This window comes from Polaribacter sp. BAL334 (assembly GCF_015767435.1).
Lineage (GTDB): Bacteria > Bacteroidota > Bacteroidia > Flavobacteriales > Flavobacteriaceae > Polaribacter.
Window position 1 is genome coordinate 1 of the sequence record NZ_JADWOV010000283.1, and the last position, 25,519, is coordinate 25,519.

A 25,519-nucleotide genomic window follows, 5' to 3' on the forward strand; every position below is an offset into this window, starting at 1 on the left:
TATTCAACGCCTTTATCCTCAAAATCAGCAATGTTGTCAATCAATGGTTTTCTGGGTTCAAAACTTCCTAATCCACCAGCAATTGCCACAATTTTTGCATGGTGTTTGGTGCCTTTATTGGTCGTTACTATAAAAGTTTCGGTTGCTTGTTTTTCAATGGTTTCTGCTCGTTCACCAAGCGTAAATCCTGGCTCAAATTGTTTGATTTGCTCTAGCAATTTATCCGTCAAATCACCTGCTAAAATTTCAGGATATGCAGGGATATCATAAATCGGTTTTTTAGGATAAATCTCCGAACATTGTCCTCCAGGTTGAGGCAAAGCATCAATCAAATGACAACGTAATTTTAACAATCCTGCCTCAAAAACTGTGAATAACCCTGTGGGACCAGCTCCAATAATCAATATATCTGTTGTAATCATTTTATAAAATTTGCTTTTTGCTATTTGCTCTTAGTCTTTTTTATTTTTCAACTAAGCTCTTTGTAAACTCGTTTAATTTTTCGACTTTTTCTTCAAAATTTCCTTTGATGGTTTTTCTATATTCATTCAAATTTTTCACCAAATCATCAATATCATCAGGAATAATATCTTCAAAAAATTGACGCAATCTTTTGGCTGTTGTTGGTGATTTTCCATTGGTTGAAATGGCAATTTTTACATTTCCTTTGGTGACAATTCCGCCCATGTAAAAATCACAAAAAGGTGGATTATCTGCCACATTAACCAAGATATTTTTTGCTTTACAATCCTTATAAACTTGAATATTTACATCCAAATTATCAGTGGTTGCAATCACAATTTGTTTGTTTTTCAAATACGATTTTTTGTAAGTATCATCAATCAATTGGATTTGAAACTTTGCTGCAAACTCTTTGGTTTCCTCACGAAAAAAAGGCGCCACTAAAGTCACATTGGCATCTGGACTTGACTTCAATAAAAAAGACATTTTTTCGAGTGCCACATATCCTCCACCCACAATTAAAATCTGTAATTGATGCGTTTTTAAAAAAATGGGATATAAATTATTACGTTCCATAAACAGCTGAATTGAGTTGAAATTGATACTGATGTTGGATGTTTATCATCGTTTCACGATGTTTGACAACTTCGCCAAAAATGATGATTGCTGGATTACTTAATTGTTCATTTTCAACAACTTGCTCAATGGTATCCACAATTCCAATGCCTATTTTTTCATCTGAAGTTGTGCCATTTTGAATGATGGCCACAGGCAACTTATTTTTACCTTGTTGTTGAAATAATTGCACAATTTGAGGTAATTTACTCATGCCCATCAAAACCACTACAGTGGCATTAGATTTTGCTGCCAATTGAATGTCTGAAGACAATTCATGCGTTTTTGTAGTACCTGTAATCACCCAAAAACTTTCTGAATATCCACGTTTTGTCAATGGAATGTTTTGACTTCCAGGCACAGCTAATGCTGAGGAAATCCCAGGAACAAAGGCTGTTTCTAAACCAAATTTTGCTGCATATTCAATCTCTTCTGCACCTCTTCCAAAAATAAAAGGATCTCCTCCTTTTAGGCGAACTACATGTCCGAATTTGTTAGCACGCGCCACAATCAATTCGTTAATTTGTTCTTGCTGATACGCATAACATCCTTTTCTTTTTCCAACAAATATGAGTTCTGCTTTTGGATTTACGTAGTTTAAAATTTCTTCATTTACCAAAGCATCATACAAAACCACATCAGCCGTTTTTAAAACTTTCATTGCTTTTACAGTAATCAAATCTACATCTCCAGGACCAGCTCCAACCACCGTTAAAAGCCCCCTAACCCCCAAAGGGGGAAAAGTAATTTCTTTATAATTGTGAATAGTATTCATTTTTTTCATGTCATTTTACCTTAAAAAAATAAAATACTTATTGATTTTCTTTTAAAAAGGAAGTTTCTAATTTTCTATATTCCCTTACTTTTTGTAAAAAGTAACTGGCATCTTCAATGTATTTTTCTGAAAAAACGGCTGTTGGTTTTTGTTCTTGAATTTGATAAATCAACTTCGAAAAAGTGGTCTCTAAACCAATCTTATCTGAAGAAATAAAAACCTCATCAAACTGTTGAATGATGTTTGCATGAGAATTTGTACTGATATCTTCTGACAATAACATCGCTTTTGCAGAATTCACTAAAGAACTGTAAGCATGATAAATAGCATTCGAATACACCCTATTTTGATGTGATTCTTTTGCTTTTTCGATTTTTTCCTCACTTTCTAAAAATAAGGTTGCAATCAAATCAATCACTACTCCTGCACATTCTCCAATGCCAATTTCTTGAACATAGGTTTCGCTGTTTCCCCAATCAATAAAATCGTCTTGAGTAAGATTTGTAGCATCTTGTAAATCACTCAAAAAATCATAAAAATATTTTTTCCCTTTTGCTGCATAATACTCAGTAAAATTGCTTCCATGGGCATTTTTTTCAAAATCATTTAGAATTCTACGCAATGCTTCAGGACCTCTTTTACTTGGAATTTTCACGATTTTATCTGCAAAAATACCTTTCCCATTTCCTAAATTTCCACCACCCAACAAAACTTGTAGGGCAGGAGCAACCAATTTTTCAGGAGTTCTTACAGACATTCCTTGAAAACCAATATGCGCCATATTGTGTTGCCCACAAGCATTCATACAACCACTGATTTTGATGACCAAATCTTCATTTGCTAAAAGTTGTGGATATTCTGTTTTGATAACATCTTCCAACTTTTCAGCAATTCCTGTACTGCTTGCAATTCCCAAATTACAAGTATCTGTTCCTGGGCAAGCTGTGATGTCAACAGCCTTGTTGTAGCCTGGTTCTGCAAAGTTTAATTTTGTCAATTCTGAATAGAAAAACTCTAACAATTCTTCTTTTACAAAAGGAATAATTAAATTTTGACGCAACGTAAAACGGATTTCAGAAGCTGCATATTTTGATACTAAATCAGCCAATTTTCTGGCAGTATCTGTGTAAAAATTACCCAATAAAACTTTCACTCCAATAGCAACATATCCTTTTTGCTTCTGAGGAATTACGTTGGTTGATTTCCAAATTTCAAATTGTTTTTTATCAGAAATTGTCACTTCAGGAATTTGTGAAATTTGTGCTGGTTTTGTTGTTTCATAATTTTCAACATCAATTTCAACGGATTTGAATTCAATGGCATTTTGTTCAGCAGCCACTAAATCTTTAAAATCTTCCAATCCAATATCATTGATTAAGAATTTCAAACGAGCTTTTCCCCTGCTTTTTCGTTCTCCATATCTATCAAAAACACGTAAAATTCCTTCCATTGTTGGAATTATTTTATCCGAAGGTAAAAATTCGTACAGCACATCTGCATGACGTGGTTGCGAACCCAAACCTCCAGCAATCAGCACTTTAAATCCACGAATTTCATTTTCAATTTTGGCAATAAAACCCAAATCATGCATATACGAAAGCCCTGAATCAGCATCAGAAGCAGAAAACGAAACTTTGAATTTTCGTCCCATTTCTTGACAAAAAGGATTTCTTAAAAAGAATTTAAAAACGGCATCCGCATAAGGCGAAACATCAAAAGGTTCGTCAATATCTATGCCTGCAGTTTCTGAGGCAGTCACATTTCTAACCGTATTTCCACAAGCTTCACGCAACGTAACATCGTCTTTTTCTAATTCAGCCCACAATTCAGGTGTTCTGTTCAAATCAACATAATGAATTTGGATATCTTGACGCGTTGTAATGTGTAATTTTCCTGTTGAATATTCATCAGAAACGTTCGCAATTCTATGCAATTGATTGCTTTTTACTTTACCATAAGGCAGTTTTATACGAATCATTTGAACGCCTTGTTGACGCTGACCATAGACGCCTCTTGCCAATCGCAAACTTCTGAATTTCTCTTCATCAATTTGTAAATTGTTGTATTGTGCTATTTTATCAGCCAATTCAATGATGTCTTTTTCAACAACTGGATTTTCTATTTCTGTTCTAAAACTTTTCATTTTTTCAGTTTATTTTATGAATCCAACACCTACAGTATTATTGGTTTTTGGATTGATTAAGATAAAAGCGCCATTGTATTTATGTTTTTTATACGTATCAAAAAAAAGCGGTTTGCTAACTTTGATTTGAATATCACCAATTTGATTTAAAGTCAAAGCTGTTGGATTTTCTTCAACTCCAGAAAAATCGGTTTTTAAAATAGTTGATATTTGGGTAATTTTTGCTTGTACATCGTTGACACCATGTTTCAAATAATATTTTTGAGAGTTTTGAAGCGGCTCTTTATCCATCCAACAAATAGTTGCTTCCAAGTCTTTTGAAATCGTCGGAATTTCATCAATCTTCACAATCATATCACCTCTACTCACATTTACATCATCTGTTAAAGTGATGGAAACCGAACTTCCTGAAAGCGCTGTGTCAAACTCTTGATCAAAAAAATTGATATTTTTGATGGTCGATTTTGTCAAAGAAGGCAACACCAAAATTGGGTCTCCAACAGAAAAATCACCACCATAAATTTTCCCAGCATAAGCTCTAAAATCATGATATTCAGCTGTTTTTGGTCTGATTACAGTTTGTACAGGAAATCGAGCTTTTGTGTTTTCATTGATTTGAGTTGTATCGATATTTTCTAAATAATGCAATAACGTTTCACCTTGATACCATGACATTTTTGTTGATTTTTCAACTACATTATCACCATTCAACGCAGAAATTGGAATGAATGTAATTTTTTGGGTTTCAAAATCACTTTTGGTTGCTAAATAGTTAATTTCATTTTTGATGGTTTGAAACTTTTCTTCCGAAAAATTCACCAAATCCATTTTATTCACAGCAACAATTACTTCTTTAATTCGCAATAAATTATTGATAAAAAAATGACGATACGTTTGTTCAACAACACCATTTCTAGCATCCACCAAAATGATAGAAGCTTGTGCATTTGAAGCGCCAGTAACCATATTTCGAGTGTATTCCACATGACCAGGAGAATCAGCAATGATAAAACTTTTGGCAGGTGTAGAAAAATAAATATGCGCTACATCAATGGTAATTCCTTGTTCACGTTCTGCAATTAAACCATCAGTTGCTAGTGAAAAATCCAAATAATCAAAACCTCGTTGTTTGCTTTTTTCTTCAATGGCTTTTAATTTATCCGTTGTTAACGACTTTGTATCGTATAAAAGTCGACCAATTAAAGTGCTTTTTCCATCATCTACACTTCCTGCTGTTGCTATTTTTAGGTGCCCCATCCCAACCTTCCCCAAAGGGAAAGGAGTTGAATTCGTTTTTGTTTTTGCGTAACTCATAAGTCAATTCAAAACCTCCAAAAAAGAAGGAACTCATGTTGAGTATTATTTTTATTTATTTTAGTTCTGAAAATTTCAATACTTATTTTCTTGGATTTATATTTCAATTTTCTCCCCTTTGTGGGAAAGGAGGCTCTTTAAAAATATCCCTGTTGTTTGCGTTTTTCCATGGCTGCTTCTGAACGTGAATCGTCAATTCTGGCGCCTCTTTCTGAAATAGAAGCGTCTCTAATTTCTTCCACAACTTTATCAATTGTTGCTGCATCAGAAATCACAGCTGCTGTACAACTCATATCACCCACAGTTCTAAAACGCACAGTTCTTTCTATAACTTCCTCATATTCATCTCTATAAACCACATCGTCATTGGCAGACCAAATGAATCCATCACGAATAAATGTTTTTCTTTTGTGCGCGAAATAAATAGACGGAATTTCGATTTGCTCTTTTTCAATGTAAGACCAAACGTCTAATTCTGTCCAATTTGAAATAGGAAAAACACGCACATTTTGACCCAATTCAATGCGTCCATTGAGCATATCAAACAATTCTGGACGTTGGTTTTTTTCATCCCATTGTCCAAAATCATCTCTCACAGAAAAAATATGTTCTTTGGCTCTTGCTTTTTCTTCATCTCTTCTTGCGCCTCCAATACACGCATCAAAATCAAACTCTTCAATGGCATCTAACAAGGTTTCTGTTTGCAAAATATTTCTACTTGCATACCTTCCTTTTTCCTCTTTTACTTTGCCATTATCAATGTTGTCTTGCACATTTCTAATGATTAATTCCAAACCTAATTCTTGAACCAATTTGTCTCTAAATGCAATCGTTTCAGGAAAATTATGACCTGTATCTATGTGCAATAATGGAAAAGGAATTTTTGCAGGATAAAACGCTTTTTGCGCCAAACGCACCAATGTAATGCTATCTTTTCCGCCAGAAAAAAGCAACACAGGACGTTCAAATTGGGCAACAACCTCTCTAAAAATATAAATAGCTTCGCTTTCTAAAGCATTTACTTCCAAGATTTTTTTACTCATTTTTATTATTTTTTAAGAATGCAATCCACATTCTCTATTACTTTCAACTTTTGTTGGATCAAAATACACAAACTCGTTAGGCAATTGTCTTTCAGACAAATATGTATCTAAATCACTGTCTAACCAATGATAAAATGGACTCACTTTTAGCATGCCATCTTTGCTTTTTGAAACAATGTCAATACTATCTCTGAACGAAGTTTGACCTTTTCTTAAATTCGTAAACCACACATCTGGCTGATGCTCTTTCATGGCTCTTGAAAAAGGTTCTAATTTTACTTGCTCTGTAAACAATTGATGTTTTGGATCGTCAATACTAGGCACACCCAAAACCACATTTCTATGCGCAACTGTTTGTTTTGGAGTGAATAAATGAATGTTTAAATTCAATTTTCCTATCAACAATTCTGCGTGTTTATAGGTTTGAACAGTGTTATAACCTGTATCGCACCAAATTACTTTGATATCGCTTTTAACAGCTGTAACAGCATGTAAAATCGCCACTTCATAAGGTCTGAAATTTGTGGTGATTATTGGATTTTTTGCAATCTCTATTGCCCATTTGATAATTTCTTCTGGACTTTTATCTTGCAATTCTTTGTTGGTTTTTTCTAAATCTAAGTTCATTATTTTCCCCATTTTATGGTATTCCAAACTCTTTCATGAAAAAAATATAGTATCATTTTTGTCATTACTTCAAGAGATGCTATTGATGCTGCCAACGATATTTTTTGAGTGATAAAATAAGAAATAACAAGAGTGTCAAGCGTTCCAACAAGTCTCCAACTAATGGCTTTCACAACACTTCTTATAGGTCTTTCAGATTTTTTATCTTCTTCAAAACTTCCTTTATTTTCGGATTTATTGAATATCATTTGGGTTTCAATTAGTATAGTTAATTAATCCTATCTATTTAGTAGGGTATGCAAACTTACTGTATTTATATAGAATTTGTCTTATAAATTTATTAAAATTTACACAAATCCTATAGTTTTAGTAGATTATAAAAAAATAGTTTGATTTTTTATCAAATTATCAGGAAATAGCTTGAATAATTGAGGTTTTAAATTGAATTAAAGTAAAAATTAGAATGTTTTTCCCAAAGTAAACTGAATAGGAATGGCAACTCCATCATTTCTGGTGAAAATATTTCCATTTGAATAATGCATGATTCGAAGTTCAGCATTGAATTTTCGGTCTTTTCCAAAAAAAACACCAAAACCCATGGTGTCTTGATAGGTGATTTTGGGACCTGTTTTTGTATTATCAATATCACTTTTCGTAATAAAAGTAGGTCCAATTATTGAATAATTTGTATAAAAATCAAAGCCTTCTCTCCGTAACAAATAGAATCGCAAAACTGGAAAAATTGAAATTGCGAACACATTTTCATTATTTATTGGTGACTGAAAATAGGTAACACTTGCTCCCCAATCTAATGAAAAAATTCTTTCTGATCTGTAAATAAGTCTCTGATAAGTCAATGAAAAAGCGTGATTTGCTTTGACTTCACCAACCCAAAAAATAGGAATTCCAAAACTTTCAAAATTGCCAACTTTTAAACTCATTCCGAAAAAACGATTGACACCAAAACCTAAAGCACTAGTTCCATAGCTGATTTGAAAAATATTCTTTGGAAAAAAGTAGCCGTTATTAGCATATTCATCCGCAATTTTGTCGTCTACTTGTTGCAAATGATATTCAAATCCCACACTTGCTTGCGAAATGGAAGGTTGATTGTTTTTGGTTGATTTTGGTAAGAAAGTACCATTTAAAGATAATCTCCATTTATCTGATAACCAATGCTGTATGCCAAATCCGTATAATAAACTGGCAAAATGCGCGTCTTCATAAATCACTTTGTCATCAATAGAAAATCCAAATCTGGTCACATTTGCAATTCCTGATTCTACATAAAGTGACGTTTTTTCTGACAATTGAAAATCTTTTTTAAGTGACAAAGACCAAGCATTGATCCAAACACTTCTGTCATAACCAATGTTATTCACGTTGTCATATTTAAACCACGCTGCAGGTCTCATGGTTCCAAATTGCACCGAAAAATCATCCGTAATTTTGTGGCCTAATAACAATCTGCCAGAAAACCAATTTCGACTGAAGGTATTTGTGGCATATCCATCAATCAAATTTTCGTTTGAAAAAGGATAAAAAATTCCGCCTAAATTGATGCTATAATAGGATTTTGATAAAAAATTGGTGAATTTGGTTTTGTCAGCATTTTCAGTTTGAGAAAAACTGTTGCCTAAAAAAAAGCAACAAATTAAAATGAGTATCTTTCTTTTCGTTGAATCAAAACTCATTCTTCGTCAATTTTTCTAAGGAAGTATTTTTGAAAATCTCTAAAGTGCTATCTCTCACTTGAATCATTAAATTGTGGACTGCACAAGCATTTTCATCTGGACAATCATCACACTTTTCATAAAAATTCAAACTTACGCAAGGCACCATTGCAATGGGACCTTCCAAAACACGCATTACATCAGTCATTAAGATTTCTGATGGATGTTTTAGCAAATAATAACCTCCACCTTTTCCTTTTTTTGATCCTAAAAAACCTGTTTTTCTGAGAGTTAACAAAATACTTTCTAAAAACTTTAACGAAATATTTTCGCACTTTGAAATTGTGGCGATTTGAACAGGACTTTTGTCATGTTGTTTCGCCAAATAAGTCATCGCTTTGATTCCGTATTTTGTTTTTTTAGAAAGCATGAAACAAAGATATTAGTTTTTAGCTTTTAGTTGTTAGTTTTTGGTTTGAATATTGAACTTTGAACTTTGAACTGTGTTTAAAATGCTAATAACTAAGCATTAAAAGCCAATGCTTGTTCAATATCTGCAATAATATCAGCCACATTTTCCAAACCAACAGAAACACGCACTAAACCATCTGTAATTCCAACTTCTAATCGGTCTTTTTCTGATAATTTGCTGTGCGTAGTGGAAGATGGATGTGTCACAATGGTTCTTGTATCGCCCAAATTTGCTGACAATGAACACATTTTGATGTTGTTCAAAAACGTTCTTCCTGCATCAATACCACCTTTGATTTCAAATGCGACAATATTCCCTCCTAATTTCATTTGTTTTTTGGCAATTTCATACTGAGGATGTGATTTTAGAAAGGGATATTTCACCATTTTTACTGATGAATGTTGCTCTAAAAACTCGGCAACTTTTTGCGCATTTTCGGCATGTTTTTCAACTCTGATTGCCAAAGTTTCCAAACTTTTTGATAAAATCCACGCATTGAAAGGCGACATTGCAGGTCCTGTATTTCTGGCAAACAAATAAATTTCGTGCATCAATTCTTTGTTTCCAACTGTAATTCCACCCAAAACTCTTCCTTGACCATCTATCAATTTTGTTGCGGAATGAATCACTAAATCTGCGCCAAATTTGATAGGTTGTTGTACATAAGGTGTTGCAAAACAATTATCTACAATATAAATCAGGTGATGTTTTTTGGCGATTTTTCCTAACAATTCCAAATCCAAAATATCTACTGCTGGATTTGTAGGCGTTTCAATGTATAAAATTTTCGTATTTTCTTGAATCAAACTTTCTACCAAATCTACTTCATCAACCTTAAAATAAGTGGTTTCAATATTCCATTTTGGGAGAAATTTTGTAAACATAGCGTGTGTAGAACCAAAAACGGAACTGCAAGAAACAATGTGATCACCTGCTTTTAGTAATGCTGCAAACGACGTAAAAATCGCAGCCATTCCAGTGGCAAAAGCATAACCAGCTTCTGCACCTTCCATTTCAACAATTTTATTGACAAATTCAGTGGTGTTTGGATTTGTAAATCGGCTGTATAAATTGCGCTCTTTTTCTTCTGCAAAAGAGGCACGCATGTCTTCAGCATCGTCAAAAACGAAACTAGAAGTAAGATATAATGGAGTTGAATGCTCTGAAAACTGACTTCTTTCATTCTGATTTCTGATGGCATTGGTTTCGAAATGTTCGCTCATATTTTTGGGTAATGTTCTTTTTGTTTCTATTGTTTCTGTGGTTTCTATTGTTACATTAACTCATTGTTTCATTAATTCATTAACTCATTGCAATCCGTAAAATATCGCCAAAAACACCTCTTGCAGTTACTTTTGCACCTGCTCCAGCACCTTGAATGACAATGGGTTGTGCACCATAAGATTCTGTATAAATTTCAAAAATTGCATCAGAACCTTTTAACGAACCTAAAGGGGAATTTTGTAAAACAGAAACCAATTTCACTTCCAAAATTCCTTTTTCTTGAGACAAATCTCCACTCAATTCGCCAATATAACGCAACACATGATTGGGTTTTTGTGCATTTTTCAACGTTTGATATTCTTCATTCAATAAATTCATATTTTTTAGAAAATAGTTTACATCATTCCCTCTTACATTTTCTGGAATCAGGTTTTGAACATTCACTTCATGCAATTCATTTTCTAAATCCAATTCTCTCGCTAAAATTAATAATTTTCTGGCAACATCAACACCACCCAAATCATCTCTTGGATCTGGCTCTGTAAAACCTTTGGAAATGGCGTCTTGCAAAACAGTTGAAAACGGAATTTTTTCCGCCGAAAATGTGTTGAACAAATAACTCAAAGTTCCTGAAAAAACACCTCGAATTCTAGTGATATTTTCTCCTGATTCGTGCAACAAACGAATCGTATCAATCAATGGCAACCCTGCACCCACATTGGTTTCGTATAAATATTGTTTCTTGTATTCTTTTAATTTTGAACGCAGTTTTTTGTAAAAATCAAAAGACAAGGTATTCGCAATTTTATTACAAGAAACCAAGTCAAAACCTTCTTCAATCAAAGGAATATATTGATTTACGAAATCAACACTTGCAGTATTATCAATCGCAATTAAATTCTCTAAATGATGCGTTTTTGCAAAAGAAATTATGTGCTCAACTGTCAAATTTTCGGCGCCATTTTGCAATAATTCAGGTTCCCAATTTTGGTCAACGCCGTTTTTGTGTAGCAATACTTTTTTGGAGTTTGCGACTGCAAAAACATTCAACTGAATTTTTCTTCTTTCTAAAATTTGTGGAATATTTTCTAATATTTGATTGATTAATGTAGCACCAACCAAACCTTTTCCGAAAATGGCAATATTTACTTTTTTAGAAACTCCAAATACTTGACCGTGAATCACATTGACAGCTTTGTGCAACTGTTCTTTTTTCACAATAATATTCACATTTTTTCCAGTAATCGAATTATTGAATAGCAAAGGAATGATTTGGTTTTTGATCAAAGCATTGTAAGGATGGTGAAATTCGCTCAAATCTTGACCAATAATTGAAATGACTGCCACATTTTTGATGACAGAAATTTGATTGACATCTTGCGAATATAAATCACTTTCAAACTCATTTTCCAAGGCTTTTACGGCTTCTTCAGCTTTGTTTTCTTCAATCACAAAACCAATTCCTCTTTCTGATGAACCTTGAGAAATGATGCTCACACTGATGTTTTTTGCACTCAATGTTTTAAAAATACGTGCATCAACGCCCACTTTTCCCAACAAACCTCGTCCTTCAAAATTTAGCAAACAAACATTGCTAATGGTTGAAATGGATTTGATGCCTTTTGAAGAAGTTTCAGACGTGATTAAAGTGCCTTTATCCTCTTTGTTAAACGTATTCAAAATCCGAAGATTGATGTTTTTTTCTAATAACGGAATGATGGTTTTTGCGTGTAAAATGGTTGCACCAAAATTTGCCAATTCATTCGCTTCTGAAAAAGAGAGCTGCTCAATTTTCTTTGCATCTACCACCAATTCAGGATTTGCTGTGAAAATTCCATTCACATGCGTGTAGTTTTGCAACTCGTCAGCATCTAAAAAATTTGCCAACAATGCTGCTGTATAATTGCTGCCATTTCTGCCTAAAGTAGTCGTTTCATTTTTTTGATTGCTGGCAATAAAACCAGTAACCAAATTGAGTGTTTTGCTATTTTCTTTATAAAATTGCACTGTATTTTCTTTGGAAATTGTTTTGATAGGTTGCGCATTTCCAAAGTTTTCATCGGTAATAATTAGGTTTCTTGCATCTGCAATTTTTACTGGAATTCCCTCATTTTCAAGCAAACTTGCTACTAATTTTACGGATAATAATTCGCCTTGCGCTAAGACTTCATCTTTGATTTTTTCACTGAAATCGCCCAATAAAGAAACACCTTCAAAAATAGTTTTGAGTTTGCTAAACTCTGCTGAAAAATCAACATGTGTATTTGGTTCCAATTGATAGTTTTTCAACTTTTCAAAATCAGACAAGTACTCTTTTTTTGAGGCAGCTTTCTCTAAAATTTCTTCCAATTCATTGGTGGTATTTCCTCTTGCAGAAACCACTATCGTACATTTTTCTTGATTTTTTACTTTGTCAAGAATGATATCCATGGCATGTTGCAATCCAGTTCCGTTTGCCAACGATTTTCCTCCAAATTTTACAACTTTCATTTTTTTAGCCCTGTAATTTGTATTAAAAATAGGTTCAATAATCTGTTGCAATTGGTCATATTCCATCAAAAAAGCATCATGACCATGCACAGAATGAATTTCATTATAGGTCACGTTTTCTTTGGTCAATGCCAATTTTCTTTGCGTTTCTCTGTTTTCATCTGCCGTAAAAAACAAATCAGAATCCACTCCAATAATGTGAATATTCGCTTCGATTTTGTCTAAAAATTCAATTGGAATTTTTCCATTATTGGTCACGTCAATTGATTTTAACAACTGATTCATCAATTTATACGAAGACAATTGATAACGTTCTTGCAATTTTTTGCCATGATGCAACAACCAACTTTCAACATTGAAAATTGACAATTCCTCATTTTTGGAACGCTGAAATCGTTTTTTAAAAGATTCAGGAGTTCTGTAACAAAGCATGGCATGCATTCTTGCATCGTGCACAGGATTGTTAGAATTGACCAAAAACTGCTCTTGAATTTGACAATTGGCAATCAACCAATCTGTTGATTTCCAGTCAGTGGCAACAGGAATAAAATGTTGCGTTAATTGAGGATTCAAAACCATCATTTCCCAAGCAATTCCTCCACCCAAAGAACCTCCAATCAATGCAAAAAGCTGTTTGATTTTTAGTTCTTTCAAGCCGATTAAAAAAATTCGTGCAATGTCTCTCGCAATAAAACTTTTATAATCGTCAATCACAAATCCGTCAAAACCATTGCCAGGAATGTTGAAAGCCAAGACTGTATATTTTTGGGTGTCAATGGTTTTTTCATCGCCAATAATTTCAGACCACCAACCATTTTCACCTGCAACATTGCTATTTCCTGTCAATGCATGATTGACCAAAACCACAGGAGCATTTCCCAAAGGCTGACCAAATAGTTGATAGCTCAATTGAATATTTTGAAATTGTGCACCACTTTCTGTTTTGAAACTAGGAATCGTGCTAAAAGGCAATTTGTTTTTCAACGATTAAAATTTAAAAATTAAAACAAAAATCAAATTCACCAAAAATTCATTTGATGTACTTACTAGAAAAATGTTATTAAGAATTGTAGAAATCCCTTAGACTAAGAAATTTCTTTGTTGTTATCTATCCATTTTTTAGTTGGGTAGAATTTAGCACCTTTTCCGAAAAACGGGAGGTTGCTAAGGCTTCAAAGGGTCTAGTCCCTCCACCTTTCTTGATAACATTTCAATAAGTTATTGAACTTTGTGAGTACAAATATTGCAACAGAAAAATGGAATATCCAAATTATTTTTTAGTTATTTACGAAAAGCATTTATGAACACTAAAAGGCTGAACATTTTTCTTGAATTGATAATTTTTTCATAAAAAGGTTTTCAATTTAGAATTAAACCTTAAATTTGCCATCGAAACAAAGAGGAAAAATTTGAACTGATTGCAACCTCTTAAGCTGAAATGAATTCAGTTTAAACAAAAATGCTAAAGCAGTAAGTTTCTACTACTTTTAGCTACCAAGCAATCAAATTTTATTTTTCTACAAAACTTTAAAACAATCGTTTTATGTCATATTTATTTACCTCAGAAAGTGTTTCTGAAGGACATCCAGATAAAGTTGCAGATCAAATCAGTGATGCTTTAATTGATAATTTCTTGGCTTTTGATAAAAATAGCAAAGTTGCTTGTGAAACTTTAGTTACCACAGGGCAGGTTATTTTAGCTGGAGAAGTGAAGTCGGACACGTATTTGGATGTGCAGCAAATTGCTAGAGATGTTATCAATAAAATTGGGTATAACAAAAGTGAATACATGTTTGATGGCAATTCTTGTGGGGTTTTATCTGCAATTCATGAGCAATCTCCAGACATCAATCAAGGAGTAGAAAGAGCCAATCCTGAAGATCAAGGTGCAGGGGACCAAGGAATGATGTTTGGGTATGCTACTGACGAAACCGAAAATTATATGCCTTTGGCATTGGAATTATCTCACAGATTATTGAAAGAATTGGCTGAAATCCGAAGAGAGAAAAGTGAAATCACTTATTTAAGACCTGATGCAAAAAGTCAGGTTACCATTGAATATTCTGACGACAATGTGCCACAAAGAATTGATACTATTGTGATTTCTACGCAACATGATGATTTTGACAAAGACGAAAACGTGATGTTGGCAAAAATCAAAAAGGATATTGTGGGTATTTTAATTCCGAGAGTGATCGCCAAATTGCCTGCTCATATTCAACAATTGTTCAATGATAACATCAAATATCATATCAATCCTACAGGTGTTTTTGTGATAGGTGGGCCACATGGAGATACTGGTTTGACAGGACGTAAAATCATTGTAGATACGTATGGGGGAAAAGGCGCTCATGGAGGAGGAGCTTTTTCAGGAAAAGACCCAAGCAAAGTAGATCGTTCAGGAGCGTATGCAACCAGACATATCGCCAAAAATTTGGTGGCTGCAGGTTTGTGCAAAGAAGTATTGGTTCAAGTTTCCTATGCCATTGGTGTTGCAGAACCTACAAGCATCAATGTAAATACGTATGGAACAGCAAAAGTGGGAATGACTGATGGAGAAATCAGTCAAAAGATTGAAGCCATTTTTGATATGCGTCCCTATTTTATTGAAAAACGTTTGAAACTAAGAGCTCCTATTTATTCAGAAACGGCAGCGTATGGTCATATGGGAAGAACTCCTGAAAAGAAAATTGTAACTTTCAAAAATCCAATGGGAGAGACTGTTTCCAAAGAAGTAGAAACATTTACTTGGGAAAAATTGGATTATGTAGATATTGTAAAAAAGGCATTTAAGTTATAAAATCCATATATAATTTTAATTCACTTAAAAAGACTGCTTTAATATGCAGTCTTTTTTTTGTTTCTTATTGATTTTGGTATTGGTGTAGGTTAAATTAGAAAATACCGTTTAACTATACTTATTTGCAATTTAAGGCAACAAATGCTCTTTTAATCTTTATCTCAAAAAAGAGTGTCTATGATATTTATATCTTTGACACTCGATTATTAGAATATTAAATCCACCCTATAAAATGAAAACATTTAATCTTTATTTGCTGTTATCTTTCTTAATAATTTTTAGCTCTTGCGTGCCAGATGCAGATGATATTCAAAATTCAGAAGAAAACAACTCAGAATCTCCAATAGCTTTTTTAGAAAACTTATCAATTCCAGATAGCTTTAACTTTGAAACAGAAAGAGCAGTTACTTTAACTATTACAGACGCTACACCTTTTGTGAAATATCAAATTTTTGCTTACGCAGAAAACAATAGCACAGAAGCAGAAAATATTACAGAAGCACTTAACAACTTATTATATACAGGCAAGCCTTATGATGGTCAGCTTCATCAATCATTTAGTTTATCTAGCATTTATGAAAAAGTATATGTATTAAGAAAAGATGGGCTTGAATATACATCAGAAATTTTACCGATTATCAACAATCAAATTAATTTTAAATCTGCAAATAAAACATCAAGCAAAACTACGTATGCTTCTAAAAATAGCAGTGATTCTTGCTCGATATGTAAAGATAACTTCTTTTTAAATAGTGATTTTGAAAATGGTTTAACACTTCCAATAGATTTTATAATAACAGATGAAACGAATGTTGAAGGTTGGTCTACAACTGCAACAGATAATCAGATTGAGTTATGGAAATCTGGATTTAAAGGAGTTCCTGCTCAAAACGGTACTTACTTTGCAGAATTAAACGCAAACCAAAGTTCTGCATTGTATCAACGTATTTGCACAAGCCCAGGTGCAAAAATTAGCTGGTCTGTTTGGCATCGTGGAAGAGCTGGAGTAGATAATGCTGTAGTAAGAATTGGAGAAAATCTTACTACTGCAACTGTTGAAGCTACCATGAAAACAGGAAATACTGCTTGGGTACAATATTCAGGTACTTATACGGTACCTGCTAATCAACAAGATACATACTTTATTTTTGAATCTTTAGATGGAGGAAGTCTTGGAAATTTTATTGACAACATTGAAATTAAAGAAATTGTTCCAGGTGATTGTACAAGTGTTCAAAATAAAATGTATTATCCAACAGAATTAACAAATGCAACATTAGCTTTTGAAGATTTATGGCCTTATACTGGTGATTATGATTTTAATGATTTAGTGATTAGCTATAACATAAAAACCATTTTAAATGCAGAAAATAAAGTAACTCAATTAGACTATAATTATACACTTGAATCCATAGGTGCAAGTTATACAAACGGATTTGGATTAGAACTAGAAGGTGTCTTACCTTCTGCAATTGAAAGTGTAACAGGGCAAAATTTAACAGAAGGATTTATCCAAAACAATGCTAACGGAACTGAAAAATCACAATCAAATGCAGTAATTATATTCTTTGACAACGCACATATAAATGTTGGTTTAAGTAAAACAATATCAATTGTATTTAAAACACCTATTGCAACTGCTTCTTTGGGTACTGCTCCTTTTAATCCGTTTTTAATTGTAAATAAAAACAGACAGGTAGAAATTCATTTACCGCTAAAACCAACAACGAATTACCCAAAAACTACTACAATTGCAACAGGACCAACAGTGAAAGATAGTGATGGTAATTTTAAAACGCCATCAGGATTGCCTTGGGCAATAAATATATCAGGTGCTTTTAAGGCTCCAAAAGAAAAAGTACTTATTACAGATGCTTATAACTACTTTGCTACTTGGGCTACTTCTGGCGGCACAACTAAATCTGATTGGTTTTTAGATAAGAGTGGCTACAGAAATAATTACAACTTAAAATAGTAAGTTTAAGTTCCATAATGATAAAACTCTCAGATTAAAATGTAAATCTGAGAGTTTTAAAATATACTGCAATTTTTGTGAAAAATATTTAAGAGCGTCGCGTTTATAATACTAATAGCAGAGTTTTACAAAGGTTTTAGGTCAGCGATATTTTTTGATATGAAAATTTATTTTTAAAAATTCATAACAATTCTTCAAATTATGGTCTAAAAAAATCAAAAACCATGGTGAAATTTCATCTGAAATAGTATTTTTGCACATGCAACAAGACAACGTACTTATTTTAGATTTTGGCTCGCAATACACTCAGTTAATCGCGAGAAGAGTAAGGGAATTAAATATTTATTGTGAAATTCATCCTTACAATCATTTGCCCAATAATGTGGAAGATTTTAAAGCAGTTATCCTTTCAGGAAGTCCAAATTCTGTGAGAGGCACCACTGTGTTACATCCTGATTTATCAGCAATTAGAGGGAAAAAGCCTGTATTAGCTGTTTGTTATGGAGCACAATATTTGGCGCATTTTTCTGGAGGAAAAGTAGCACCTTCCAATACAAGAGAATATGGAAGAGCGAATTTGTCTTTCATCAAAAAGGGAGAAGATTTCTTCCAAAATATACATGAAGGAAGTCAGGTTTGGATGAGTCATTCTGACACTATCAAAGAATTGCCTACCAACGCTGTTTTATTAGCAAGTACCAAAGACGTGGAAAATGCGGCTTACAGAATTGAAGGCGAACAAACATTCGCGATTCAATTTCATCCAGAAGTATATCATTCTACAGATGGGAAACAATTGTTGGCAAACTTTTTGGTAAACATTGCAGGAGTTGCACAAACGTGGACACCAGATTCTTTTGTGGAAAGTACAGTTGCAGCATTGCAAGAAAAAGTAGGAAATGACAAAGTGGTTTTAGGACTTTCAGGTGGTGTTGATTCAACAGTTGCCGCAGTTTTATTGCACAAAGCTATTGGAAAAAATTTGTATTGCATCTTTGTAAACAACGGATTGTTGCGCAAAAACGAGTTTGAAAGTGTGTTGGCTCAATACGAAGGAATGGGGTTAAACGTGAAAGGAGTAGATGCTTCTCAACGATTTTTAGATAAATTAGCAGGACTTTCAGATCCTGAAGCCAAAAGAAAAGCCATTGGAAATACGTTTATCGATGTTTTTGATGATGAAGCACATCAAATTACGGATGTGAAATGGTTGGCACAAGGCACTATTTATCCAGATGTGATTGAATCCGTTTCAGTAAATGGAGGACCTTCAGCAACCATCAAAAGTCATCATAACGTAGGTGGTTTGCCAGATTTTATGAAGTTGAAAATTGTGGAGCCTTTGCGAATGATTTTTAAAGATGAGGTGAGAAGAGTAGGAGCAACTTTGGGGATTGATCCAGAATTGTTAGGACGTCATCCATTTCCTGGACCAGGTTTAGCCATCCGAATTTTGGGAGATATTACCGCTGAAAAAGTTCGAATTTTACAAGAAGTAGATGCTATTTTTATCAATGGTTTGAAAGCAGATGGATTGTATGACAAAGTGTGGCAAGCTGGCGCTATTTTATTGCCAGTCAATTCAGTAGGAGTGATGGGTGATGAACGAACGTATGAAAAAGTAGTCGCTTTAAGAGCTGTAGAAAGTACAGATGGAATGACTGCAGATTGGGTAGATTTGCCGTATAAATTTTTGCAAAAAACATCAAATAATATTATAAATCAAGTGAAAGGCGTGAATAGAGTTGTTTATGATATCAGCTCAAAACCACCTGCTACTATAGAATGGGAATAACAGATATGAAATATTTGAAAATTTGGTTAATCATTACAACCTTGACTTTCACAGTTTCTTGTGGTCAACAAAATAGGTATATCCAATACAAAGTGAAAGCTGGTGAGACCATGAGTACGATTGCCGAAAAATTGAATATGAAGACTCAAGATTTATTGCGATTAAATCCTGACTTTACAGAAACCCCTAAACCCAATTCGTTCATTATAGTTCCTGAAAATAAATACGAATTTTTTCAAAATCAACAAATAAAAAATGGCGTGGTTATAGAAGAGGTTGATAAAAATACCATCAATAACCCTTCATCGGAAAGAGAAAAATTGATAGCAAGTTTGAAAGAAAAGTTTGTGATTTATGAATTGAAAAAAGGGGATACTTTTTACAGTTTGGAAAAAAAATTCAATGTAACGAGAGGAGAATTGTTGCTTTTAAATCCAGCATTGAAAGAAGGTTTAAAAGAAAACAGTATTTTAAAAATCAAAGAGATTATAGAAGAATCTGCGATTAAAAAAACGACTTTTAGAGATGAAATTCGTTCCAATTCAGCCGTAAAAGTAGCTTTGCTATTGCCCTTAAGAAGTGATTCATTTGGTTACGACTCTATTTCGCCAAGAGAAATATTTTTAAAAAATGGAAGTTTGGTAAACATTGCAACCGATTTTTATTTAGGTGCAGAAATTGCGGTTGATTCTTTGCGCAAAAGTGGTGTTGATATTGAATTGAATGTATTTGATACTGGTGCTCGAAAAAGTAACCGAATTTCGAGTATTATTTCCAATCAAAATTTGAATGCGAATGATGTAATTATTGGTCCTTTTTACTCTGAAGAAGCGCAAATGGTGGCGTCAGCTGTCAATATTCCTGTAGTTTTTCCAATGTATTCTGCGAATCAATCTGAGTTTAAAAATTCAAATATTATCAAAGCAGCTCCTGATAAAAAAATATTTAAAAACACCTTGATTCGATATATCAATGATGTATTTGATCAAGGAAATTTGATTATTGTAGGCGATCAAACTGCTGCAAATAGCATCAAAAATGAGTTGAAATTCAGTAATGGAACCATCCGAATTTTAACTCCACAAAATGGAATGATTCAAAAAGGAAGGTTCTTAGAGATTTTAAGACCCAATACTAAAAATTGGATTATTATTGCGTCTAACAATGAAGTGATTGTTTCTGACGTTGTCAATAGTTTGATTAGTTTGCCAAGCGAAACCAAAGTAACTGTTTTTACATTTGACAAAGGAAGCGTGTATGATAAAATAGACAATTTGAAATTGGGCAAAATTGGGTTGACTTATGTGAGTGAAGAGTTTGTGGATGAAACCTCAGAAACTTCCAGAAGTTTTACCAAACTATATCAAGAAAAAAATAACACATTGCCTTCTTTTTATGCCACCAAAGGATTTGATATTACGTATGATATTTTGGTGAGATTGACTTCAGGCAAAAGACTGCAAGCCACTTTTAAGGAAGGAGCAACCATAAGAATAGATACAAAATTTGATTATAAAAACAATGAAACATTTGAAAATGAAGGTGTTTTTATTCTACAAATAAATAGAGATTTGACAATCAGTAGATTGAAATAATGAAGATGTAATTGATTTATTTTAATACAGATAAGTCAATTATATTTTTTTCATTTGTTGTTTCAACTGATTCATTTGCTCTTTGAACATGCCTTGTTTGTCCAATTTTTTTGCCTCTGCTAATAACAAAGTAGCTTCTCTTTTACGTCTTTTGGTCATTGCAATTCCTGCCAATTGCATTTTTGCCAATGCCAAATCATGATTCATAGACAAGCCTAATTTGATAGCTGTTTTAAAGTATTTTTCAGCCTGAGAAATGTTGGTTTGACTGACCATCAAACCTTGTAAAAAGTTGTAATACCCTTGTTGTTTTTGAGTCAAAGCCCCTTCAGGATTTTTGATATACGCCAACCATTTTTGGGCTCCAGGAAAGTTTTGTTTTCTCAATTGTAAAAAAGCCAACAGGATGAATTCGTTTTTGAAGTAGAATAACACAAAAATACCAGCCAACAATAGAATAGAAATTCCATTCATGATATGAACTTGACTGAATTCATACACTGCCCAAATTGTGATTAAAACTGCTAAAGCTACTTTTATATTTTTATGAAACATTGTTGTTTATGATTTGATTTTAAAGGTGCAAAAATACATTTTTATCATATAAGTAGTTGTTACTTCTGATAATATTTTCGATATTGAAACCAAGAAATAAACCCTAAAATTGTAACAAATCCAATAGAATAATACACAGCACTTGGCGTGATTACCTTATCACCACTTGCATACGAGTGCAATCCTGATAAGTAAAAATTCACTCCAAAATAGGTCATCATGATGGATGCATAGGCAATGATTGACCATAAATTAAACGTATATCTGCCTCGCAAACCTGGAATCAAACGCATGTGCAACACAAATGCATACATCATAATTGAAATCAAAGCCCACGTTTCTTTTGGATCCCAACCCCAGTAACGTCCCCAACTTTCGTTTGCCCACATGCCTCCTAAAAAGTTTCCAATGGTTAGCATCACAACACCCACAGTAATTGCCATTTCGTTAATGATGGTGATTTCTTTGATATGAACATCCATTTTTTTCTTGTTTTTTTCTCTGGTAAATACCATTAAAAAGAGCGCGAATACTCCTAAAATCATCCCTAAAGTTAAAGGTCCATAACTTGCTACAATAATAGAAACATGTACCATCAACCACCAAGAATTCAATACGGGTTGTAAATTAGCAATTTCAGGATCCAACCAATTCAAGCTCGCTGTAAATAAAATAATGGAAGTTACAAAGGTTGTTGCAGCAATTGTTAAGGATGATTTTCTTCCTAAGAATAACCCAAAAGCCATAGTAGCCCAACCTACATAAATAATGGATTCATAGGCATTACTCCAAGGAGCGTTTCCGCTGATATACCATCTGCTGAGCAATCCTAGAGTATGCAAAATAAATAGTGAAATTACCACTCCAATAAAGAATTTTACCCCAATAGCAACCCATTTTTTGGCATTGAAAATTTGGATGATGACAAAGACAATCAAAAACAAACTCGCCAATCCATAATAGCGAACCAGTTTTTTGAAAATACTATATTTATTATAAGCAATTTCCAATTCAATTTTGTTGTCTGATGGATAAATTTCAGCCCCAAATTGTTGTTGGTATTTTTTAATTCCGTCTAAAATTTGATTGGCTTTTGTATAATCATTTGTTTTTTTGGCAGATTGCAATAATTGCACATACAAAGGCAATGATTTTCTGACAAAAACAGAATCAGAAGCTTTGAATCCTTTTTCTGCAAAAGTTTCTGGTTGTGATACCCACTTGTTGTTTTCATCATTTGGAATGGGATAAATTTTTAAAATTCCACCTCCAATAGCACTGTATAATAAGCCTACACGTCTGTCAATTTTGATTAGATCTTGCTCAAATTTATTTTGAACTTTCTTTTTTTGAGCTTCTGCAACTTGTTCCCGAATTTTATAATCTCCTCTGTCTGTGAAAAAATCTGACAATCTTGCGTATTTTTCAGTACTTGGAATGCCCAATTGTTTTCTGATTTCGAGGTTTTGTTTTTCTAAATAAATGGCTGGAACTTCATACCAAAGTCTAGGATTTTCAATGATTGAAAGCAAAACTTGACTTGGTTTCATGCCACGTAATTCCTCAGTTTGGCTTACTTTTCTGACCAATTCAGAAGCAAATGTATGTGCAGGTTTCATACGACCTCCAGCATCCTGAATCACTAATTTATTGAAACTTTCAGCATGTTCTAATGAAACCAAATTAGCTTGAAGTATGGAATCAATTTGTTGGTCTGTAATGCGAAATGAATTCGCTTCTTGTTGACCAAAACTCATTGATGTTACAAATAAAAACCCAATAAAAGTGGCTAAAGATTTCTTTTTACGAATGTTTTGTAATGATTTTTTCAAACTATCAAAACGCGTGTATTTTGCGAAAAAGATGCAAATCATTCCTGTGTACAATAATGAATATCCTAAATAGGTGATGAAAGTTCCCCAAAAATCATGATTTACAGACAAATGAGTTTGTTCAAATTCGCCAGATAAATCATAACTTGATTGAAAAAATTTATAGCCTTTATAATCCAAAATATGATTCATAAAAATCCGGTAATCAAACGTTTCGTCTTTGGAAATGACAGTCACTTCACTGGCATAAGAAGCTGCACTTTCGGAACCTGGATATTTTTCCAATTGAAAATCATTCAACTTCACACTAAAAGGAGTTTCCAGTGTTTTTGCGCCATACCACATTCTGAAGTTTAAATTCCCAACAGAAAACTGTTGCAAATTATCACTATTGAATTTTCCACCTGTCAATTCAACTCTTTGCGTAGCTTCATCTGTAGTAACATCCAACACAATAACATCCAATTTTTTATCATCTTTTGGTCCGCGAATAGTTTTCATAGTGCCTTTTTCAGGATATTGAGGTACTACAAATGGCAATCCAGCAACATTGTATAAAGCACGTAATTTAAAATCTTGAATGCTATCTTTTGTTAGATTTCCTGATTGTTGTGTGGCCATTACTTGATACACACCTGCTTCTTTTGACATGATTTTTAAGGAATCATTTCGCTTGAAAATATTGATATTGGCCTCATTACTAGTGGTGTTGAATCCAACTAAAATATTGTGAATATTTTGAATCGTTCCTGATTTGATATAATGTTCGTGTCTTGAACCACTAGAAGATTCTACAAAAAGGATGTGCTCTTCTCCATTTTCATCAGCAACTAATTTTTTTTCAGCCCAAGGAATGTAATCAACCAATTCAATATTGAATTCTTTTCCTTTAAAATTATCTTCAAAAGACCAATTGTTTTTTCCCCAAGCAGACAATAAAATAGGTTTATTTATTTCTTCTTTTTGAACTTCGCTATCATCAACCACATAATTTACATACGTAGTTTCTGATAAATAGCGATTGGTAGTTTCGCCTTCATTAATCAACATAATTCCTTCGTAACCAATATATCTGGTGATTCCTGCACCAATTAAAATAAAAATAAAGGCACCATGAAACATTAAAACTGGCCATTTTTCTTTTTTGTACAATTGATATCTGAAAATATTTCCAAAAAAGTTAATCACAAAAAACACCATAATGGCTTCAAACCACCAACTATTATATACCAAAGCTTTTGAGGTTTGTGTTCCGTAATCATTTTCTATAAAAGTTGCAACACCCATGGCAGCTGCAAAAAGAACGAACAAAACAGCCATTAAACGAGTTGAGTATAGGAAATCCAGTAATTTTTTCATCCTGATGAGGTAAATTTTTAGTGATGCAAATTTACGGATAAATGACACAAACTTTGGTTGATGAATCTTGTTTTTTGGTATTTAGATTTGTTAAAATTAAGAGAAATTAATTTTTAAATTCTTGTTTGATTTGTTGCAAGCTTTTGGAAGAATTCAAAAATGTATATATGATCTGCTGTTTTATTTCTTTTGGATCTTGAGTAAAATAGTGCGTCCAAGAATCATTTTGTAACAATTCACGAATTCTTTTTAGCTTTTGCTGTGCTTCTAAAAATGAAAAAAGAGGTGTTGAGGTCTTGTCTTTTACTGATTGAATGATGGAGTTATTTTGCTCAAAATCTACAGAAATCATAAAATTCTTTTCTGAAGAATTTGTCGGAAAAAAAGCATCCCAAGCAGCAAAACCAATGATGGTTTGTTGATTTTTTATGTTATTTCCGATGATTTTCCAATGACAATTGGCTACTCTTCCCCAATGATTTGATTTCCTAAAAACACCTTTTTCGGTATAATAATAGGTGCTGTTTGAATTGCTTTTAAAATGAGCATTTTCTGGAAATTCAAAATTTTCTACCCATTGAAATTCACAATAGGTATGTTTGAAAAAGTTGGTGTGATTGTAGGTTTTCAATTTATAATCGATTTAAAATAAAAAACGCAACCAAGTTACTGATTGCGTTTTATTATTTTATAAAACCCTTAATTTTTTTTAAGGGATGCTGAAATAAATTCAGCATAAGCGATTCACAAAATTTTGTAAAACAAAATTT

The 25,519-nt window shown here is 33.1% G+C and carries 19 protein-coding genes and 1 riboswitch; of the genes, 4 read left to right on the top strand and 15 right to left on the bottom strand.

Features of this window, described 5'->3' with window-relative positions:
• From IU405_RS07840 to thrA, 12 genes are all read right to left on the bottom strand, one after another.
• A partial coding sequence (locus IU405_RS07840) for an NAD(P)/FAD-dependent oxidoreductase (protein WP_197438059.1) occupies positions 1 to 422 on the bottom strand: 422 nt, incomplete at its 3' end.
• Positions 423 to 462: 40 nt separating this feature from the next.
• Positions 463 to 1,038: a bifunctional precorrin-2 dehydrogenase/sirohydrochlorin ferrochelatase gene (locus IU405_RS07845; RefSeq protein WP_197438060.1), complete on the bottom strand. Its 576-nt coding sequence runs from the start codon at positions 1,036 to 1,038 to the stop codon at positions 463 to 465.
• Positions 1,028 to 1,852 carry a uroporphyrinogen-III C-methyltransferase gene (cobA, locus tag IU405_RS07850; RefSeq protein WP_197438061.1) on the bottom strand — a complete coding sequence of 275 codons (825 nt, stop codon included), beginning with the start codon at positions 1,850 to 1,852 and terminating at the stop codon, positions 1,028 to 1,030. The genes IU405_RS07845 and cobA overlap by 11 nt, the downstream gene beginning before the upstream one ends.
• 37 nt (positions 1,853 to 1,889) lie before the next feature.
• A complete protein-coding gene (locus tag IU405_RS07855) occupies positions 1,890 to 3,995 on the bottom strand; it encodes a HEPN domain-containing protein (protein WP_197438062.1) in 2,106 nt (701 codons plus the stop codon).
• Positions 3,996 to 4,004: 9 nt separating this feature from the next.
• Positions 4,005 to 5,252, bottom strand: coding sequence for a sulfate adenylyltransferase subunit 1 (locus tag IU405_RS07860; RefSeq protein ID WP_197438120.1), 1,248 nt, complete (start codon positions 5,250 to 5,252; stop codon positions 4,005 to 4,007).
• 194 nt (positions 5,253 to 5,446) lie between these two features.
• Positions 5,447 to 6,352: a sulfate adenylyltransferase subunit CysD gene (gene cysD, locus IU405_RS07865; RefSeq protein WP_197438063.1), complete on the bottom strand. Its 906-nt coding sequence runs from the start codon at positions 6,350 to 6,352 to the stop codon at positions 5,447 to 5,449.
• Between the two features lie 12 nt (positions 6,353 to 6,364).
• Entirely contained in the window at positions 6,365 to 6,979 is a 615-nt protein-coding gene (locus IU405_RS07870) for a phosphoadenosine phosphosulfate reductase family protein (RefSeq protein WP_197438064.1), read from the bottom strand.
• Positions 6,979 to 7,227, bottom strand: a complete 249-nt coding sequence (locus IU405_RS07875) for a DUF2061 domain-containing protein (RefSeq protein ID WP_197438065.1) — start codon at positions 7,225 to 7,227, stop codon at positions 6,979 to 6,981. Before IU405_RS07875 ends, IU405_RS07870 begins: the two co-directional genes overlap by 1 nt.
• Before the next feature lie 210 nt (positions 7,228 to 7,437).
• A complete protein-coding gene (locus tag IU405_RS15695) occupies positions 7,438 to 8,673 on the bottom strand; it encodes an acyloxyacyl hydrolase (RefSeq protein ID WP_231749611.1) in 1,236 nt (411 codons plus the stop codon).
• On the bottom strand, positions 8,663 to 9,082 hold the full coding sequence (locus tag IU405_RS07890; protein ID WP_197438066.1) for an RrF2 family transcriptional regulator: 420 nt from the start codon (positions 9,080 to 9,082) through the stop codon (positions 8,663 to 8,665). Before IU405_RS07890 ends, IU405_RS15695 begins: the two co-directional genes overlap by 11 nt.
• Positions 9,083 to 9,174: 92 nt before the next feature.
• Entirely contained in the window at positions 9,175 to 10,347 is a 1,173-nt protein-coding gene (locus tag IU405_RS07895; RefSeq protein WP_197438067.1) for a trans-sulfuration enzyme family protein, read from the bottom strand.
• A 79-nt stretch (positions 10,348 to 10,426) separates the two neighbouring features.
• Entirely contained in the window at positions 10,427 to 13,822 is a 3,396-nt protein-coding gene (gene thrA, locus IU405_RS07900) for a bifunctional aspartate kinase/homoserine dehydrogenase I (RefSeq protein ID WP_197438068.1), read from the bottom strand.
• Between the two features lie 117 nt (positions 13,823 to 13,939).
• Positions 13,940 to 14,047, bottom strand: a riboswitch (SAM riboswitch).
• Between the two features lie 334 nt (positions 14,048 to 14,381).
• Between thrA and metK the strand changes: the two genes are divergently transcribed.
• The 4 genes from metK (at position 14,382) to IU405_RS07920 (ending at position 21,003) form a co-directional block, all read left to right on the top strand.
• Entirely contained in the window at positions 14,382 to 15,638 is a 1,257-nt protein-coding gene (gene metK / locus IU405_RS07905) for a methionine adenosyltransferase (protein ID WP_197438069.1), read from the top strand.
• A gap of 232 nt (positions 15,639 to 15,870) precedes the next feature.
• Positions 15,871 to 17,613: an LruC domain-containing protein gene (locus IU405_RS07910; RefSeq protein WP_197438070.1), complete on the top strand. Its 1,743-nt coding sequence runs from the start codon at positions 15,871 to 15,873 to the stop codon at positions 17,611 to 17,613.
• Between the two features lie 259 nt (positions 17,614 to 17,872).
• Positions 17,873 to 19,408: a glutamine-hydrolyzing GMP synthase gene (gene guaA, locus IU405_RS07915; RefSeq protein WP_197438071.1), complete on the top strand. Its 1,536-nt coding sequence runs from the start codon at positions 17,873 to 17,875 to the stop codon at positions 19,406 to 19,408.
• Between the two features lie 5 nt (positions 19,409 to 19,413).
• Complete coding sequence (locus tag IU405_RS07920) at positions 19,414 to 21,003, top strand: LysM peptidoglycan-binding domain-containing protein (RefSeq protein WP_231749613.1); 1,590 nt, start codon at positions 19,414 to 19,416, stop codon at positions 21,001 to 21,003.
• Between the two features lie 39 nt (positions 21,004 to 21,042).
• Here IU405_RS07920 and IU405_RS07925 read toward each other — a convergent pair whose 3' ends face one another.
• The 3 genes from IU405_RS07925 to IU405_RS07935 form a co-directional block, all read right to left on the bottom strand.
• Positions 21,043 to 21,558: a DUF2892 domain-containing protein gene (locus IU405_RS07925; protein WP_197438073.1), complete on the bottom strand. Its 516-nt coding sequence runs from the start codon at positions 21,556 to 21,558 to the stop codon at positions 21,043 to 21,045.
• Between the two features lie 59 nt (positions 21,559 to 21,617).
• A complete protein-coding gene (gene ccsA, locus IU405_RS07930; protein ID WP_197438074.1) occupies positions 21,618 to 24,749 on the bottom strand; it encodes a cytochrome c biogenesis protein CcsA in 3,132 nt (1,043 codons plus the stop codon).
• Between the two features lie 106 nt (positions 24,750 to 24,855).
• On the bottom strand, positions 24,856 to 25,380 hold the full coding sequence (locus tag IU405_RS07935) for a hypothetical protein (RefSeq protein ID WP_197438075.1): 525 nt from the start codon (positions 25,378 to 25,380) through the stop codon (positions 24,856 to 24,858).
• Positions 25,381 to 25,519: the final 139 nt, after the last annotated feature.